This is a genomic window from Flavobacterium rhizosphaerae, from assembly GCF_046000445.1.
GTDB lineage: Bacteria > Bacteroidota > Bacteroidia > Flavobacteriales > Flavobacteriaceae > Flavobacterium > Flavobacterium rhizosphaerae.
Genome location: NZ_JBELPZ010000004.1, coordinates 151,692 through 168,296, shown reverse-complemented (window position 1 = coordinate 168,296; position 16,605 = coordinate 151,692). Strand labels below are relative to the sequence as shown.

Genomic DNA, 16,605 nt, shown 5'->3' with positions numbered 1-16,605 from the left:
TTGTTTTAAAATTGATTAAAAATAACACTATTTTTCTTAAAATAAATTTACTATTTTTACCCGAAATTATTTAGTACTGCTAACAATAAACAATTATTATGAAGAAAATTGTACTCCCCCTATTATTTCTGGGCCTTGCCACTACCTCACTAAGTGCGCAGGAGTCTGGTGCAAACGATTTTAACAAATTTTCAATCGATTTTGGAGGTGGTTTTAATAAAGCCGCAAACCCAATGACTGAAGGCTATCACATGAAAACAACAAACCTGTTTAACGCTAATTTAGGCTTCAGGTATATGTTTAATACAAAATTCGGTGTGAAGTTAGAAGGATATTATGACAAATTCCAGGAAGATGATATAAGCCGTGGTGATTTTGACACCAATGTTATGGGTGGTACATTACAAGCGTATATAAACCTTGGCAGGGTACTTGATTTTCAAACATGGACACAGCGCCTTAACCTTTATACACATTTAGGAGTTGGTATATCTGTGCTTAAAGGTGACAATATTGATTATAACGACCGTTTAGGAAACGTAGTAATGGGTATAGGTGCTAAGTATAAAATATCGCGCCGTATTGCTTTTGATGCAAACTTTACAATGCTGAATAACTTTAGTCAACAAAGAACATGGGATGGTAATGAATACGATCGTCAGGGAAAACAAGGTTTTGACAGTACTCTTTACCACGCTACAATTGGTTTCAACATCTATTTAGGTAAACATGAAGAACATGCTGACTGGTATGTAGATGAAAAATCTGATGAGCTTGAAGAGCTTGAAAACAGGATTGGCGAACTTGAAACCATGATGGACGATTCAGATAAAGACGGTGTGCCAGATTATCTTGATGCTGAACCAAATACAATTACTGGTGTAGCTGTAGACAGTAAAGGTAGAACTATAGACCGCAATAATAATGGTGTGCCTGATGAGCTTGAATCATACGTTGAATCTAAAGTTAGCGAAAACAACAGCGAAATGAGGAGTCAGATGGGTCTTGATTTAGCTAAGCTAATAAATGGCGGCTATGTTAATGTTTATTTTGATTTTAACAAAGATATGCCTAATGCACAATCTGTAGGCGGTATTAACTTCCTTGTAAAATACCTGAAAGAAAACCCAAGTACCGGTGCTGATGTAATTGGTTATGCTGATGAAGTAGGTAATAACGAGTACAACAAACAACTTTCTCAGCGCAGGGCTGAAAATGTTAAGAAAATACTTGTTGATTCAGGTATTGAAGCTTCAAGGCTAAATATAGTTGGTAATGGAGAAGATTCATCTGTTAACCCTGATTCACCTTATGCACGCCAAATAGTAAGACGTGTAACATTTATACTGAAATAATAATTAAGTTATTATATATAGTAAAAACCCCTGCTTTAAAGCAGGGGTTTTTTTATTATCTTTATATTCTAACCAATAGAATATAAAAATGAACACCCGAGATGAAGGAATACTTACCCTTAGGGGCAATGTACTTGGAGAATTACACCCGCAGTCTTCAGCAGAAGAAATTTTTCAAAACCAAACTATACGTCCGGTTTTAAAATTACAAAACGATCTTTTTATCCAGAGTTTTATAAATTATGCCATAAAACAAAAAGGCCATTTTTTTACCCTTTCCACAGAAAAAAAATTACAATATATTGATAACGTTATACACAAGGATATAAAATTCAGGAATGCGCTTAAAGGTATGGTTATAGCATTTTTTACTGTAGATGAATATAAAGAATATATAACAAACTCATCAAACCTGAATAAGCGTATGATGAACCTGCTTATAGACAGGCTTAAGGACCATGTACAACTTTTGGTAAATGAAAATAGTAAGGCATAATTTATTATGCTCCATCAGTATAGTCTTATTGTTTTAAAACAATATTTATTTTTATAAATTAGCCACATGTTAAAAGTTGTGGTTATAGGCTCCGGTAATGTAGGGCAACACCTTATAAAAGCCCTTAAGGCAGTACCGGACGTATTGCTTTTACAGGCATTTTCCAGGCATCCGGAAAAGCTTGATAATATTTTGGTTCCTGAACAGATTACCGACAATATTACTAACCTTGTTGATGCTGATTTATACATAATAGCCGTAAAAGATGATGCTGTAATGCAATTATCATCCCAATTAAATTTTACCGATAAACTTGTGGTACATACATCCGGGAGTCTTGGCTTAGAAGCTATCGACAATAAAAACCGTGGTGGTGTATTTTATCCGTTACAGACATTTTCAGTAAACAGGGAAATCAACTTTAATACGGTACCGTTTTGCCTTGAAGCTGAAAATGAAACCGATTATACTATCCTAAAAGAACTGGCATCAAAACTTAGTAAAAATGTTTACAATGTAAACAGTGCGCAAAGGCAGGCATTACATGTAGCCGCCGTATTTGTAAATAATTTTACTAACCACATGTATACGATTGGCTCAAAAATATGTGACGATAATAGCCTGCCGTTTGATATATTAAAACCACTTATACAGGAAACAGCATTTAAAATACAAGACTTACCTCCTACGCAAGCACAAACAGGCCCCGCCATACGCAATGATATTTTAACAATTCAAAAACACGTAAATTTTTTAACCAACGAAAAAATAAGGGAAATCTATATCCTGCTTTCACAATCAATACAAGCAAATGCAGAAAAGTTATAAAGAACTAATGAATAATATTACCACATTTATTTTTGATGTGGATGGTGTGCTTACAGATGGCACTATACATGTTTCCCCCACGGGTGAAATGCTTCGTAATATGAACATTCGCGATGGTTATGCTATGAAAGCAGCAATTGAAAATGGTTATACTGTTTGTATCATATCCGGAGGTAGTAACGAAGGGGTACGTATCAGGCTGAGAAACCTGGGAATTACTGATATTTATCTTGGTGTGCCCGATAAAGTAGAAACTTTTAAAGAATTTACAGACATATACAGTATTAATCCTGATACTGTATTATATATGGGCGATGACATTCCTGATTATTATGTAATGCAATTAGTAGCATTGCCGGTATGCCCACAGGATGCCAGCCCGGAAATAAAAGAAATAAGCAAATATATATCTCACAAAACGGGTGGCACAGGCTGTGTACGCGATGTTATAGAACAAGTGATGAAAGTTCAGGGGAAATGGATGGAACATTTTAATGCCCGTTATGACTAACCTACAATTTTAAAAACAAACATGAAGATACTCAAATACATAAATATAAAATATTTATTACTACTGATTGTAGGTATGCTGGTTTTTAAATTCGGTTTACTGCAAACACAACCGGGTTACAGTTCTGTATTAAATACAATGCATTATTTTATTTTAATTGTTGCCTGCGTTTTTATTGCAGCAGGGGGCTTCTTTGTAAATAATGTAATGGGGATAGGCAAACAGACTGACATCCCTGAATCCAAAGCTTTTAATATATACCTCATACTTACAGGTATAGGCCTTTTATCGGGGCTATATATAGCAAATTACATTGGTAAACCTTTTTTTACAGGAGCATTTATTGTAGGCGCTGCCGTGTTTTATATATATGCCACCAGCCTTAAACAGGTAATGATTTTAAATAACATTGTAGCGGCTTTACTGTCTATATTGCCATTTTTCATCATTATATCGTTTGACCTCTCCCCTTCGGTAGCTTTTTCAGATAAAGTAATGGCCCGCACCCTGTTGGGCCTTTTTATTGATTATAGTGTTTTTATTTTTGTATTAGCGCTTATTACCGGCATAATAAATGACCTTGCTAATACCGATGGCGATTATAACGAAGGCTTAAACACACTACCCATTGTGTTGGGCCGTTCCCGCACAACTAAAATAATTTTCTTTGTTTCATTGGTTTTGCCATTTTTATTACTGGTATATACAGATATGTACCTCACTAACCTGCTTTATGCTTTTGCCTATATACTTGTATTTATTGCTGGGCCGCTTATTTATTACCACATAAAACTATGGACTGCCGCAACCCCGAAGGATTTTGTGCATCTTGAAAAAGTATTGTTTTTTGTAGCACTGTTCAGCCTGTTATCTATAGCGGTTATAACCTATAATATAAAACTTAATGTTACGGGATAAATTAAAAAAATATAAAATTATACTTGCTTCAGGATCTCCGCGAAGACAGCGCTATTTTAAAGAACTTAATATTGATTTTGAGATACGCCTTAAAGATGTTGAAGAAGTATACCCTCCTGAATTAAAAGGCGCGGAAATAACCGATTATCTGGCAAAACTAAAAGCGGAGGCTCACATACCCATCCACAATCCGGAAGAAATAATTATAACCAGCGATACTATTGTATGGCATAATGGTAAGGCTTTGGGCAAACCAAAAGATTATGATGATGCCTTTGCCATGCTTAAGTCGCTTTCCGGTAACACGCATGAGGTAATAACATCGGTTTGTTTTCTACATCAACATGGGGAGCATGTATTACACGAAACCACAAAAGTGACCTTTAACCTATTGTCAGACCAGGAAATAAAATTCTATCTTGATAATTATAAGCCTTTTGATAAGGCAGGCGCCTATGGAATTCAGGAATGGATTGGCCTTGTTGCCATACAGAAAATAGAAGGCTCTTATAATAATGTAGTAGGGCTACCGGTAGACAAAGTCTATCAATATTTGAGTACTTTTGCTGAGATTACCCACTTTCGGAACTAAACTTAATTTAAGACAAAGCAAATGAAACCTGCATATAAAGCCCTCATATATATTTTTCTCATTATAGGTAGTATTTGCCACGCACAACCCCATAAACCAACTTCATCTGAAATATACCATAAGCTTAAAAAATTGAATTTTCTGGGTTCTGTACTTTATATTGCAGCACATCCGGATGATGAAAATACAAGGCTAATTTCATATCTTTCTAACGATGTACATGCCCGTACAGGTTATTTAGCACTTACACGTGGAGATGGTGGGCAAAACCTCATAGGTAATGAGTTAAGGGAACTTTTAGGCGTGATCCGTACACAGGAGCTTATAGAGGCCCGTAAAATTGATGGAGGTGAGCAATTTTTTAGCCGTGCAAATGATTTTGGTTATTCTAAACTACCGGATGAAACGCTAAAGATTTGGAATAAAGACGAGGTATTGCAGGATATGGTATGGGTAATCCGAACCTTTAAGCCGGATGTTGTTATCACCCGTTTTGACCACCGCACACCCGGCAGCACACATGGGCATCATACCTCTTCCGCTATGCTCACCCAGGAAGCCTATACACTTGCCAATGACCCTGATTATGAAAGAAGTCAGTTACAATATACATCAGTATGGCAGCCGCAAAGGGTATTTTTTAATTTATCGTGGTGGTTTTTTGGAGGTAAGGAAAATTTTGAAAAAGCAGACAAATCAAAATACATTCATCTTTCTACAGGTACTTACTACCCTCTTTTGGGAGAATCAAATCAGGAAATAGCTGCCTTAAGCCGTAGCAGGCATAAATCTCAGGGATTTGGCGTTACAGGAGAGCGCGGTGATGATATGGAATACCTTGAATTGATTAAAGGGAATGATTTAAAAGACAGAGAAAATATTTTTGATGGCATAAACACCTCATGGAGCCGCGTTAAGGGAGGCACTGCAATAGGGCTTGCTATAGATAAAATTACAGAACAATTTGATCTTGCAAATCCTGCTGCTTCTGTTACCGCACTGGCTGCAGTATATAAACAAATACAGGCGCTTGATGATGAATACTGGAAAGAGGTTAAAACCAATGAAATTACTGACATAATAGCTAACTGCGCAGGCCTTTATATTGAAGCTGTAGCTGAACAACAATCCGCCACACCGGGAAGCAACATAAATATTAAGTGTGAAGCTATAAACCGCAGTAATATCCCTATGAAGCTGGTAACACTGCAATTAAATCCGGGCAATAAAGCTGTAGATAAAAATATTGACTTAAAAAATAATGTAGGGTATTATGAAACTTTTGCAGCACAGCTGCCACAAAACCTTAATTACACTTCGCCTTACTGGCTTACTAAAGAGGGTACATCCGGCATGTATAAGGTTTCTGACCAGCAGAAAATAGGTATAGCTGATATTATACGCCAACTTAAGGTAAATTTTCAGGTAAATATAAGTGGTATAAACATACCTTTTGAACGCACAGTAGCCTATAAGTATAATGATCCTGTACAGGGTGAAACCTATCAGCCGTTTGATATTATACCTGCTGTAACAACACAAATATTAAACAAAGTAGAATTGTTTACTGATGATAAAACACGTTTAATAAATGTAAAAATTAAGTCTGGTATAAATAACTGTACGGGAAAATTAAAATTAGACTTACCAAAAAGCTGGACCATATCTCCTGAGTATATAGATTTTGACCTGCCTACTAAAGGCAGCGAATCCATAGTTACTTTTGAGGTTACCCCCCCACCTGCGCCACAGGAAGCTACTGCAAAAAGCCTGGCCTATATTGATGGAAAAGAATATGACCGTGAACAGGAAATAATTGCATATCCGCATATCGCTTCGCAGCAGGTACTGTTACCTTCTATAGCTAAGTTCGCCAAAGTAGATTTAAAAATAAAAGGCCAAAAAATAGCCTATATTATGGGCGCCGGAGATAATGTTCCCCAAAGCCTGCAACAAATGGGATATGAAGTTTCATTATTAGTGCCGGAATCAATTTCTGCAGAAACACTTAAAGCTTTTGATGCAGTAGTTATGGGTATAAGGGCTTATAATGTGCTGGATGGGCTTGCATACAAGCAACAGATACTTTTAAATTATGTTTATAATGGCGGCACAATGCTGGTACAGTATAACACTACCGGTATGCTTTCTGTAAAAGATGTTGGCCCCTACCCGCTTCGCATTTCTCGGGATAGGGTTACAGATGAAGATGCAAAAATAAAATTTATTAACCCGGACAGCCCGCTATTAAATTATCCTAATAAAATAACCGAGAACGATTTTAAAGGTTGGGTTCAGGAGCAGGGGCTTTACTATCCAGATGAATGGGATAAGCATTATGAGCCTGTATTATCATCTGCAGATAGTGGTGAAAAAGCTAAAAAAGGGAGCCTTTTAGTAGCCCATTACGGTAAAGGATATTATATTTATACCGGCCTGAGTTTTTTCAGAGAATTACCGGCAGGGGTATCCGGAGCGTACAGGCTTATGGCTAACCTTATAGCTGTAGGCAAATAGCTATTGTAACAATGTTATAAAAAAAGAGTTTTACTATATAATAAAAGAACGTGCAACTTATGAAAAGCCCATCATCGTGGAAAAAAAGCTATTCGCTGTTATTGCTGCTAAATGTGGTTTATATAGTGCTGTTTTATTTTATAATGCAAATTTTCAATTAGGGCATGCAACTACTGGACTGGGTAATACTCTGCGGCACATTATTATTTATAGTACTCTATGGTACGCTTAAAAATAAAGGCAGTAAAAACGTAGATGAATATATTTTAGGGAATAACGAAACCCCATGGTGGACAGTTGGCATATCAGTTATGGCCACACAGGCCAGCGCCATAACCTTTTTATCCACTCCCGGTCAGGCTTATCATGACGGTATGGGTTTTGTGCAGTTTTATTTCGGGTTGCCCTTGGCTATGGTGGTAATCTGTGTCACCTTTATACCTATTTATCACAAATTAAAGGTATATACAGCCTACGAATTTTTAGAGCAGCGTTTTGATGTTAAAACAAGAACCCTTACCTCACTAATATTTTTAGTACAACGTGGGCTTGGTACCGGCATAACTATTTATGCTCCGGCTATTATACTATCATCACTATTAGGCTGGAATCTCACCGCAATGAATTTTACAATAGGCATACTCATAATAATATATACTTTAGCCGGAGGTACACGTGCCGTAAATACTACGCACAAGCAACAAATGGCCGTTATTATTACCGGCATGGCTATTACCTTTTTTATTATTTTAGACAGCCTTCCGGATGAACTTAGTTTTAGCAATGCATTGCATATTGCTGGTGCAAATGATAAGCTTAATATTCTTGATTTTTCTTTTGACCCCGAAAAACGCTACACTATTTGGAGCGGTATAGCAGGCGGATTTTTCCTTATGCTTTCTTATTTTGGTACAGACCAGAGCCAGGTGCAGCGCTATTTATCAGGACGCTCAATAAGAGAAAGTCAGATGGGTATGATTATGAATGGATTTTTAAAAGTACCTGTACAGTTTTTTATATTGCTTATCGGTGTTATGGTATTTGTATTTTTTCAGTTTCATGCTGCGCCACTGCATTTTAACCCTAATAATACAGCTCTAATAGAAAATTCGGAATACAAAAGTGACTATAAAAATCTTGAGTCACAGCTTAAAAATGTAGCCAGTGAGAAGGAAGAAATCAGCATGCTTTACGTTAATCAACTGCATCAGGATTATGATAATAAAGAACTGCACAACCGCCTGGTAGCACTTAACACGCGCGAAAAAGAGCTTAGGGAAAGTGCCCGTGTGCTTATAAAAAAAGTGGATAACGATGCCGAAACAAATGATAAAGATTATGTATTTCTTTATTTTATATTGAATTTTTTACCTAAAGGCCTTATTGGGTTATTATTAGCCGTTATTTTTTCAGCGGCAATGTCTTCCTCTGCATCAGGGCTCAATGCATTGGCATCTACTACAACTATAGATATCTATAAACGAAATAAAGAGGGAAAATCTGAAAAACATTATGTAAATGCCACAAAGCTGTTTACTTTATTTTGGGGTGTAGTTGCCATATTATTTGCCTGCCTAAGTACCTTATTTGAAAACCTGATACAGTTAGTAAATATTTTAGGCTCTGTTTTTTACGGAACGGTTTTGGGTGTTTTTCTTGTAGCATTTTATATTAAATATATAAAAGCCAAGGCCATGTTTTGGGGAGCGCTCATTACACAGATTATGGTAATTATTATCTGGTACGCCGAAATTGTGAGTTACTTATGGCTCAACATTATTGGTGCCTCTATGGCCATAATACTCTCCCTGGTTATTGAGACAATAGATAATACCAACCATGCAAAGCCTGAACAAATAGCATAAAAAAAGCCCTTTTTTCAGGGCTTTTTTTACAAATAATACTATTTTATTTTTTACTCCAATCCTGTATAGAATCTTTATTCATTTTAACATAATCCTGATTGTTGGCTTTTTCAGCAGCAGCCAGAGATAGTTTAGCAGTTTCAATGGCTCCTTTTGTATCACCAAGTTTGGCTTGTATCAGCGATTTTTGGCGTAGAATATAATACGGTATATCTTTGCCAGTCTCATTTTTTTCAACAGCTGCGTTAACCCATGTTAACGCTTTGTTTAAATCTCCCCCTGTCTGGTAATAATATTGTGCCGCAGCATAATACTCTGCCTGGCCGGGGCCAGACATTGTTTTCTCTATACTTTTCATAGCTATTTCATTAGTAGGCACATCTATACGAAGGGCTACCATGGTTTTTTCCCATGCAATTTCAAGATAACCAAAATCATTATCAAGGTTGTTAATACCAATGGTAAGCGTTTCAACCTTACGATTTAAGAATTCAGGCTTAACCGTTGCACGTAATGCTTCTTTACTTTCTTCCCATTTTTCTGGTAATCCCCAGTTGTCGGTATCAGTATAAAAGATAATGTCCCAACTATCAGCCTTAGGCTGTGTATACAAGGCATATTCACCAGCTTTAAGGCTTTTGCCACCTATTTTTACATCATTACTAAATGAAATAAGCGTATTGTTATTTGCCCCGGTACGCCAAACACGTCCAAATGGAACTAATTCTCCATATACAGCCCTGCCCCTGGCACTAGGGCGATAATATTCAATTTTAATGTCAGTAAGTCCCACCATTTGTTCCACTACCGCTTTCGGACTCACTAAAGGCGTTTGTATCTGGGCATTGCCTACAGTTATAAAACATAACATTATTGCAACACATAACACTATTTTTTTCATAGTAATATTAGATTTTTTTATAAAATTATTGAAAAGCGAAATTAGTCATTAATAAAATTACATCTGTTAAAAAAGGTTAAAATTATAATGCATCAGTGCGAATCTATAACCTATGTTTCTTAACTTTCAATTATAAATAATTATAAAAGATGCTTTATTCGCTTCACAGAAAACAAAACTTTCCGACACCCGTTAACGAAGTGTGGGAGTTTATATCAAATCCCAAAAACCTTGCCGTAATTACACCTGATTCAATGGGATTCAAAACGCTTTCTAGTGATGAGCGTAGTATGTTTGCAGGACAAATTATTACCTATACTGTAACACCGCTGTTTGGTATGAAACTGCAATGGGTAACCGAAATTACTCATGTAAAGGAAAATAGCTTTTTTGTTGATGAACAGCGCTATGGCCCTTACGCTTTTTGGCATCATAAGCATTTTTTAAAAGAAATTCCTGGTGGTACTGAGATGGAAGATATTGTACACTATAAGTTACCTATGGGTTTTTTGGGCAATTTGGCACATCCGTTTATAGTAAAGCCTAAACTTGAAGAAATTTTTAGGTATCGTGAGAAAAAGATGATTGAATTGTTTGGCAAATATAAACTGCAAAATTAATGGTAATACACTGGTTTAGGCGAGATTTACGTATTAATGATAATACAGCATTTTATAATGCTGTATTATCAGGAGAGGAAGTATTGCCCATTTTTATTTTTGACCCCAACATTCTGGAAGAACTACCTGAGGATGATGCAAGGGTAACCTTTATAAGCAACTTACTGGATGACTTGCAGGCCACGTTTAAAAAGCACCAACGCGCTTTGGCTGTATTTTATGATACTCCTGAAAATGTATTTAAAAAATTGCTGGAAGAACATGATATCACTGCGGTGTATGCTAATCGGGATTATGAGCCTTATGCCCGTGAACGGGATGAAACTATTGAAAAATTGCTTAGAAAACATAATGCTGAACTAAAAACCTTTAAAGACCAGGTAATTTTTGAAACAGCTGAAATTCTGAAAGATAATGGAGAACCCTATGTAGTGTATACGCCATACAGCAAAAAATGGCTGGAAAAATTTAAAAATATAAATCTTACACAGCAGCATCATGAAATAAAAGCAGATACTATTTTTAACCATAATTATAAATATATAGCGTTGCAGGATATTGGTTTTAGAGAATCTGATATTACACCGGTACCTTTTGATATTGATGCCCCATTATTGGATAATTATAAAGATACCCGGAACTTCCCTGCAAGGGATGGCACCTCTCGTTTGGGGCCGTATCTGCGCTTTGGGGCAGTAAGCATACGTGAAATTGTAAAAAAAACAGCTGGTGCCAAAGAAAATACTTTTTTAAAAGAACTCATTTGGCGTGAATTTTTTATGCAGATATTATGGCATTACCCCAATACCGTTACTAAAGCTTTTAAGCCTAAATATGATACTATAAACTGGCGAAACGATGAAGAAAATTTTAAAGCCTGGTGCAGTGGTAAAACAGGCTATCCAATTGTAGATGCCGGCATGCGACAGCTAAATACAACAGGGTATATACATAACCGGGTGCGCATGGTAGTGGCTAGTTTTTTATGCAAACATTTGCTTATAGACTGGCGAAAGGGGGAAGCTTATTTTGCTGAAAAATTATTAGATTATGAGCAATCTAGCAATATAGGCAACTGGCAGTGGGCTGCCGGCAGTGGTGTAGATGCAGCACCTTATTTCAGGATATTTAACCCTACAGAGCAGGTTAAAAAATTTGATAAGGATTTAGCATACATAAAAAAATGGGTACCGGAGTTTGAAGAAATAGACTACAAACCTATAGTAGAACATAAAGAAGCCCGGGAGCGGGCACTGAAAGTATATAAAGATGCCGTTAGTGAATCATAGCTATCTTTTGGTAATTTAATTCTTTAAAATCGGTAACCAGTATATCTGCTGCAGTGGTATCCTGAGGTAACCCCAATCCGCTTTTATACGCTATACAATATATATTAGCTGCTTTGGCTGCTGCTATACCGTTGACGCTGTCTTCAATTACCACGCATTCATTTGCTGTACATCCTGTTTTTTTAACCGCTTCTAAAAAAATAGCAGGATGCGGTTTAGAAAATTCAAAATCTTCTCCGCTAATAACGGCATCAAAAAACGGATGTAACCCAAAGCGGTCAAAAATTTTGGTTATTTTTCTTTTTGCCGCCGATGAAGCTAGAATAAGTTTCATGCCATGGCTGTGCAAATCTTTTATAAGTTCTTGTACTCCAGGCATCAGGGTAAGATCGTCCGCAGCGTCAAAAACCTTAAAATAATATTCATATTTTTTGTCAATAAGCTGCTGGCGGGTATACTCAAGATTATATAGGTCTTTCAGCTTCTGCATATTGTTCTTATCACTACCGCCAATAAAAGTAGCATAAACTTCATCCGGAACGGTAATATTAAGATCTTTATACATTTGATGGTTAGCCCTGTAGCCAATTGGTTCAGTATTTACCACTACCCCATCCATATCAAATATTACTGCTTTCTTCATGTTTACTTCAGGCTTTTTATTTTCTCATAATCAAGCTGGCTAAAGTCTGAAATTTTCATATCTGCAAGTGAAATATCCTGTACGGAATGCTCATCATTTTTATAGCCAATACAAAATACCCCGGCTGCATTTGCTGCTTTAACCCCATTGGTGCTGTCTTCTATTACAACACATTCATTAGCTGTAAAGCCTGATTTAGCTACCGCCTCCAGAAAAATAGCAGGGTGCGGTTTGGAAAATTCAAAATCCTGACCACTTATTTTATGGCTAAAGTACTTATCAAGCCCAAACCTGTTAAACACTCTGTCAATTTTTACTTTAGATGATGATGAAGCCAAAAGAATTGTCATACCATTGTTATAAAGGTCTTCAATAAGCTTTTTCACGCCCGGCATCAGCTCCAGGGTTTTGTCATTGTCAAAAGCTTCACAGTAATACTTAAGCCCTTTCTCAAGTAATTCATCTTCAGGGGCTTCTACTCCATAAATATTTTTCACTTTCTGAATAATATTTCGGTCAGAATTACCAATGAATGTTGTATACACATCGTCGGTTACTTCTATTCCCAACGATTTATAAAAAGCGAAGTTAGCCCTGTGGCTCAGTGGTTCGGTATCAACCACTACTCCATCCATATCAAATATTACACTTTTAATCATTATTTTGTATCTAAGTTGTGAACTATATTGTAGTTAAGTTCATCAAAATGGTTAATTACTTTTTTGGCAAGGCTCAGGTCCTGTGGTTTTGTATTGGCGCTTTTATAAGCAATACAATAAATACCGGCATCTTTTGCGGCTTTAATACCATTGGTACTGTCTTCAATCACAATACATTCAGATACAGGGGTTCCGGCAAGCCTTGCGGCTTCAATAAAAATAGCGGGGTCCGGTTTGGATTTGGGGAAGTCTTCACCGCTTACGGTATGTGTAAAATACTGGTGCAATTCAAAGCGCCCAAAAACTCGTTTTATAGTAACTTTTGAAGCAGATGATGCCAAAACAAGCTGCATTCCGTTAGCATACAGGTCTTGTATAAGTGTAAGTACTCCCGGCAATAGCCCTAATGCCTCATGTGTATCAAAAATGGCATTAAAAAATTTTCGTTTATAACCAACAAGGTCTTCAATATCATGCTCAAGAGCAAAGGTTTCTTTTAATTTCTGGTAAGTGTTTATGGTACTCAGCCCGGTAAAAGAAGCGTACATTTCCGCAGAAACATCAATATTAAGGTGCCTAAAGTGCTCATAATAGGCTGCATGGTGCAATGGCTCAGTGTCAACAATAACACCATCCATATCAAATATTACAGTTTTAACCATATTTGTGTTTAAAAACCAAAAATACAATATCCTGTTGTAACAGTGGCCTGCAAAGCCTGTTAATGCTATTTTTTAGGGTAAATTGTACTATTTATAAATTACTGAGAATTTTCTTATCACTTGTACTATGGCACAATATTAGCATATAGCAAACACATAGTAATCGGACGTTATTTATAAAAGAAGCCACGTGCAAAACGACGAGAAAGTATTTATTAAACAAATATTAGACCCATCTACACAAAATGAGGCATTCCAAAGGCTTGTAAATCAATACAGCAGGCCATTGTACAGCCATATACGTACTCTGGTAATTGATCATAACGATACTGATGATGTTTTGCAGAATACGTTTATTAAAGTTTTTAAAAATATTGCTAAATTTAAAGGTGAAAGCAAGCTATTTTCATGGATGTATCGTATTGCGACGAATGAAGCGCTTACGTTTTTAAGCCAAAAAGCTAAGAAAAGCGGAATCAGTAGTGGAGACCTGCAACAAAATGCTATACAAAGTTTAAAGTCTGATGATTATTTTGATGGGGATGCACTGCAAATAAAACTGCAAATGGCTATAGCAAACTTACCTGAAAAACAACAACTGGTATTTAAGATGCGGTATTTTCAGGAATTAAAATATGAAGAAATTTCAGAAATTCTGGGCACTTCTGTAGGGGCTTTAAAAGCATCTTACCACCATGCAGCAAAAAAAATTGAAGATTATATAAACAATGGTTAAACCATTTAGTAATAATACAGTCTAAAAGGTATGAAAAATTTTAAGCTTGATAATAATGTAAAAACCGGCTCTGGCTTTAAAGTGCCAGACGGTTATTTTGAAAGCTTCACCGAAAAGATGATGCAACAATTACCACAAAAACAAACTGTAGTTAAGCCATTATACAGGCGGTTACCTGTTTGGGTTAGAACTGCTGCTATTTTTATTTTGTTGGTTGGTATTGCATTCTTTATTAAAAATACAAAATTTCAAAGTGCACCAAACAGTCAGGATATTGAAGATTACCTGGTGTACCAGACAAATTTTACATCTTATGATATGATGCAACACCTCAACCATAAAGATATTGAAGAATTAGAGTCATCTATTGCTATAAGTGATGATGCTATTGAAAATTACCTGAATGAAAATGTATATTTAAGCGAATAACGCCATGAAACTTAAACTGAAACTTTTTTTACCTATACTGCTGCTTTTTTCGCTTTGCTCTTTTGCCCAAAAAGAAAAATGGGAAAAAATTAAAGCATTAAAAGTATCCTACATTACTACTGAACTGGAACTAACACCACAGGAATCAGAAAAATTCTGGCCTATTTATAATGTTTATGAAAGTAAGCAATACCAAATTCGTCACAACAAAATGAAGCCCTGCATTAAACGTATTGATGAAGTAGGCCTGGATAAAATGTCTGCCAAAGAAGCTGAAGCCTATCTTAATAAGCTTGAAGCTGCAGACAGGGAACTTTTTGAATTACGTGAAAAACTGGTAACTGATTTAAAGCCGGTTATTGGGGCTGCAAAAATACTGAAACTCAAAAAAGCCGAGGAAGATTTTAAACAAAAGCTCCTTGAAAAATATAAACAAAATAAATCGTGAGATTTAGGTTGGTTAGTTTTGTATTATTATGAAGAGGGAAGCAATGCTTCCCTCTTATTTTAGCTTTAAACGGATTATTTTTTTATTGCCGGCTGCTATTACTGTTTTAGCATCAACAAATTTTAAAGTGTGTAACTGGTTGTCATCAAATATTTTTTTCCAGTTTTGCCCGTCGTCATAGCTATAATATAACCCGGCAGGGCCAACACTTAACAATTCATGTCCTTTGCTACCTGGCATAAACTGCACACATGAGGCATAACCAAACGCTTTATTTTCTGCTACTCTTTTCCATGTTTTTCCACCATCATCTGTTACAATTTTATTTGCTGAATTATCATCAGGTTTAGTATAATCTCCCCCAACAGCAAATCCAATCCTGTCATCGTAAAAATCTGCTCCGTATATACCTTTAGTTTCACTCCCCTGTACTATAGGTGTTTCATAAACGTTCCATGTATCACCTTTATCATCACTGCTGTAAACCCTTGATTTTTTACCGCCGGATACCATCCATACTTTATTACCTTGTATTATAATATTGGTATTACTGGCTGCAAAAGCAGCTTCTCCCTCTACGGCTTTAGGCAATGTGCTACAGTCAATTTTTTTCCAGGTATGGCCACCATCAATCGTTTTTATAACCGATAGGCATCCATCGGTTGGGTCTCCCATGGCCAGGCCTTCTTTATCATTAAAAAACTGCATACTGTCATAAAATACCTTTTCTCCCTCTTCGGTATATACTACCTCTGTATACTTGCCGTTTTTAGATATACGGTATAGGTTTGCCGGAGTTCCTGCATGTAATATAAATATATCTTCATCTGTTTGCGCTATAGCCCTGAATTCCGGAAAGATAGTGTCGTTAGCAGCAATACCTACAAACCCTGTACCTTCAGTAAGAGGCACCCATCCATACCTGCCTTTGCTGCCGGCATACCATGCCTTATCACCATCAATTACTATGGCCCTTATACTTATACTGTCATGTAATAAAGTATCTACTTCTACTTTTGTAAAAGACGGCCCGGTAATTTTATCTTCTTTTTTACAGGAAAGTATCACCAAAGCTAATAGCAACAGCAGTACATATTCTTTATTCATATTTAAAATCTTTACGGCTAAAATAATAC

18 protein-coding genes are annotated in these 16,605 nt (G+C 36.3%); 13 read left to right on the top strand and 5 right to left on the bottom strand.

Features of this window, described 5'->3' with window-relative positions:
- The first annotated feature begins 98 nt into the window (after positions 1–98).
- The 8 genes from ABS766_RS06345 (at position 99) to ABS766_RS06310 (ending at position 9,082) form a co-directional block, all read left to right on the top strand.
- Positions 99–1,355, top strand: a complete 1,257-nt coding sequence (locus ABS766_RS06345) for an OmpA family protein (RefSeq protein ID WP_408084283.1) — start codon at positions 99–101, stop codon at positions 1,353–1,355.
- Between the two features lie 88 nt (positions 1,356–1,443).
- Positions 1,444–1,851, top strand: a complete 408-nt coding sequence (locus ABS766_RS06340; protein WP_408084282.1) for a glyoxalase — start codon at positions 1,444–1,446, stop codon at positions 1,849–1,851.
- 66 nt (positions 1,852–1,917) lie between these two features.
- Positions 1,918–2,679: a Rossmann-like and DUF2520 domain-containing protein gene (locus ABS766_RS06335; RefSeq protein WP_408084281.1), complete on the top strand. Its 762-nt coding sequence runs from the start codon at positions 1,918–1,920 to the stop codon at positions 2,677–2,679.
- Positions 2,663–3,190, top strand: coding sequence for a KdsC family phosphatase (locus tag ABS766_RS06330; RefSeq protein ID WP_408084280.1), 528 nt, complete (start codon positions 2,663–2,665; stop codon positions 3,188–3,190). The genes ABS766_RS06335 and ABS766_RS06330 overlap by 17 nt, the downstream gene beginning before the upstream one ends.
- Before the next feature lie 21 nt (positions 3,191–3,211).
- Complete coding sequence (locus ABS766_RS06325) at positions 3,212–4,108, top strand: UbiA prenyltransferase family protein (RefSeq protein WP_408084279.1); 897 nt, start codon at positions 3,212–3,214, stop codon at positions 4,106–4,108.
- Positions 4,095–4,700, top strand: coding sequence for a Maf-like protein (locus tag ABS766_RS06320; protein WP_408084278.1), 606 nt, complete (start codon positions 4,095–4,097; stop codon positions 4,698–4,700). Before ABS766_RS06325 ends, ABS766_RS06320 begins: the two co-directional genes overlap by 14 nt.
- 21 nt (positions 4,701–4,721) lie before the next feature.
- A complete protein-coding gene (locus tag ABS766_RS06315; protein WP_408084277.1) occupies positions 4,722–7,217 on the top strand; it encodes a PIG-L family deacetylase in 2,496 nt (831 codons plus the stop codon).
- 164 nt (positions 7,218–7,381) lie between these two features.
- Positions 7,382–9,082: a sodium:solute symporter gene (locus ABS766_RS06310; protein ID WP_408084276.1), complete on the top strand. Its 1,701-nt coding sequence runs from the start codon at positions 7,382–7,384 to the stop codon at positions 9,080–9,082.
- A gap of 43 nt (positions 9,083–9,125) precedes the next feature.
- Here the strand turns inward: ABS766_RS06310 and ABS766_RS06305 are convergent, their stop codons facing one another.
- On the bottom strand, positions 9,126–9,983 hold the full coding sequence (locus ABS766_RS06305) for a DUF2911 domain-containing protein (RefSeq protein ID WP_408084275.1): 858 nt from the start codon (positions 9,981–9,983) through the stop codon (positions 9,126–9,128).
- Positions 9,984–10,132: 149 nt separating this feature from the next.
- On the opposite strand from ABS766_RS06305, the gene ABS766_RS06300 reads away from it, so the two are divergent.
- Positions 10,133–10,603: an SRPBCC family protein gene (locus ABS766_RS06300; protein WP_408084274.1), complete on the top strand. Its 471-nt coding sequence runs from the start codon at positions 10,133–10,135 to the stop codon at positions 10,601–10,603.
- The gene (locus ABS766_RS06295) at positions 10,603–11,892 is read left to right on the top strand and encodes a cryptochrome/photolyase family protein (protein ID WP_408084273.1); all 1,290 of its coding nucleotides are present in this window, start codon (positions 10,603–10,605) and stop codon (positions 11,890–11,892) included. The genes ABS766_RS06300 and ABS766_RS06295 overlap by 1 nt, the downstream gene beginning before the upstream one ends.
- On the opposite strand, the gene ABS766_RS06290 is transcribed toward ABS766_RS06295, so the two are convergent.
- From ABS766_RS06290 to ABS766_RS06280, 3 genes are read right to left on the bottom strand one after another with little or no spacing between them, the layout of a single operon-like run.
- Positions 11,879–12,535 (bottom strand): HAD family hydrolase, encoded by a 657-nt coding sequence (locus ABS766_RS06290; protein ID WP_408084272.1) that lies wholly within the window; start codon positions 12,533–12,535, stop codon positions 11,879–11,881. The genes ABS766_RS06295 and ABS766_RS06290 overlap by 14 nt on opposite strands.
- A 2-nt stretch (positions 12,536–12,537) precedes the next feature.
- A complete protein-coding gene (locus tag ABS766_RS06285) occupies positions 12,538–13,194 on the bottom strand; it encodes an HAD family hydrolase (protein WP_408084271.1) in 657 nt (218 codons plus the stop codon).
- Positions 13,194–13,856 (bottom strand): HAD family hydrolase, encoded by a 663-nt coding sequence (locus ABS766_RS06280; protein ID WP_408084270.1) that lies wholly within the window; start codon positions 13,854–13,856, stop codon positions 13,194–13,196. Before ABS766_RS06280 ends, ABS766_RS06285 begins: the two co-directional genes overlap by 1 nt.
- Before the next feature lie 190 nt (positions 13,857–14,046).
- On the opposite strand from ABS766_RS06280, the gene ABS766_RS06275 reads away from it, so the two are divergent.
- The 3 genes from ABS766_RS06275 to ABS766_RS06265 are packed head-to-tail and all read left to right on the top strand — an operon-like array spanning position 14,047 to position 15,469.
- The gene (locus ABS766_RS06275) at positions 14,047–14,592 is read left to right on the top strand and encodes an RNA polymerase sigma factor (RefSeq protein ID WP_408084269.1); all 546 of its coding nucleotides are present in this window, start codon (positions 14,047–14,049) and stop codon (positions 14,590–14,592) included.
- 30 nt (positions 14,593–14,622) lie between these two features.
- The gene (locus ABS766_RS06270; protein WP_408084268.1) at positions 14,623–15,021 is read left to right on the top strand and encodes a hypothetical protein; all 399 of its coding nucleotides are present in this window, start codon (positions 14,623–14,625) and stop codon (positions 15,019–15,021) included.
- A 4-nt stretch (positions 15,022–15,025) separates the two neighbouring features.
- Positions 15,026–15,469, top strand: coding sequence for a sensor of ECF-type sigma factor (locus tag ABS766_RS06265; RefSeq protein WP_408084267.1), 444 nt, complete (start codon positions 15,026–15,028; stop codon positions 15,467–15,469).
- A 54-nt stretch (positions 15,470–15,523) separates the two neighbouring features.
- Here the strand turns inward: ABS766_RS06265 and ABS766_RS06260 are convergent, their stop codons facing one another.
- Entirely contained in the window at positions 15,524–16,576 is a 1,053-nt protein-coding gene (locus ABS766_RS06260) for a WD40/YVTN/BNR-like repeat-containing protein (protein WP_408084266.1), read from the bottom strand.
- Between the last annotated feature and the right edge of the window lie 29 nt (positions 16,577–16,605).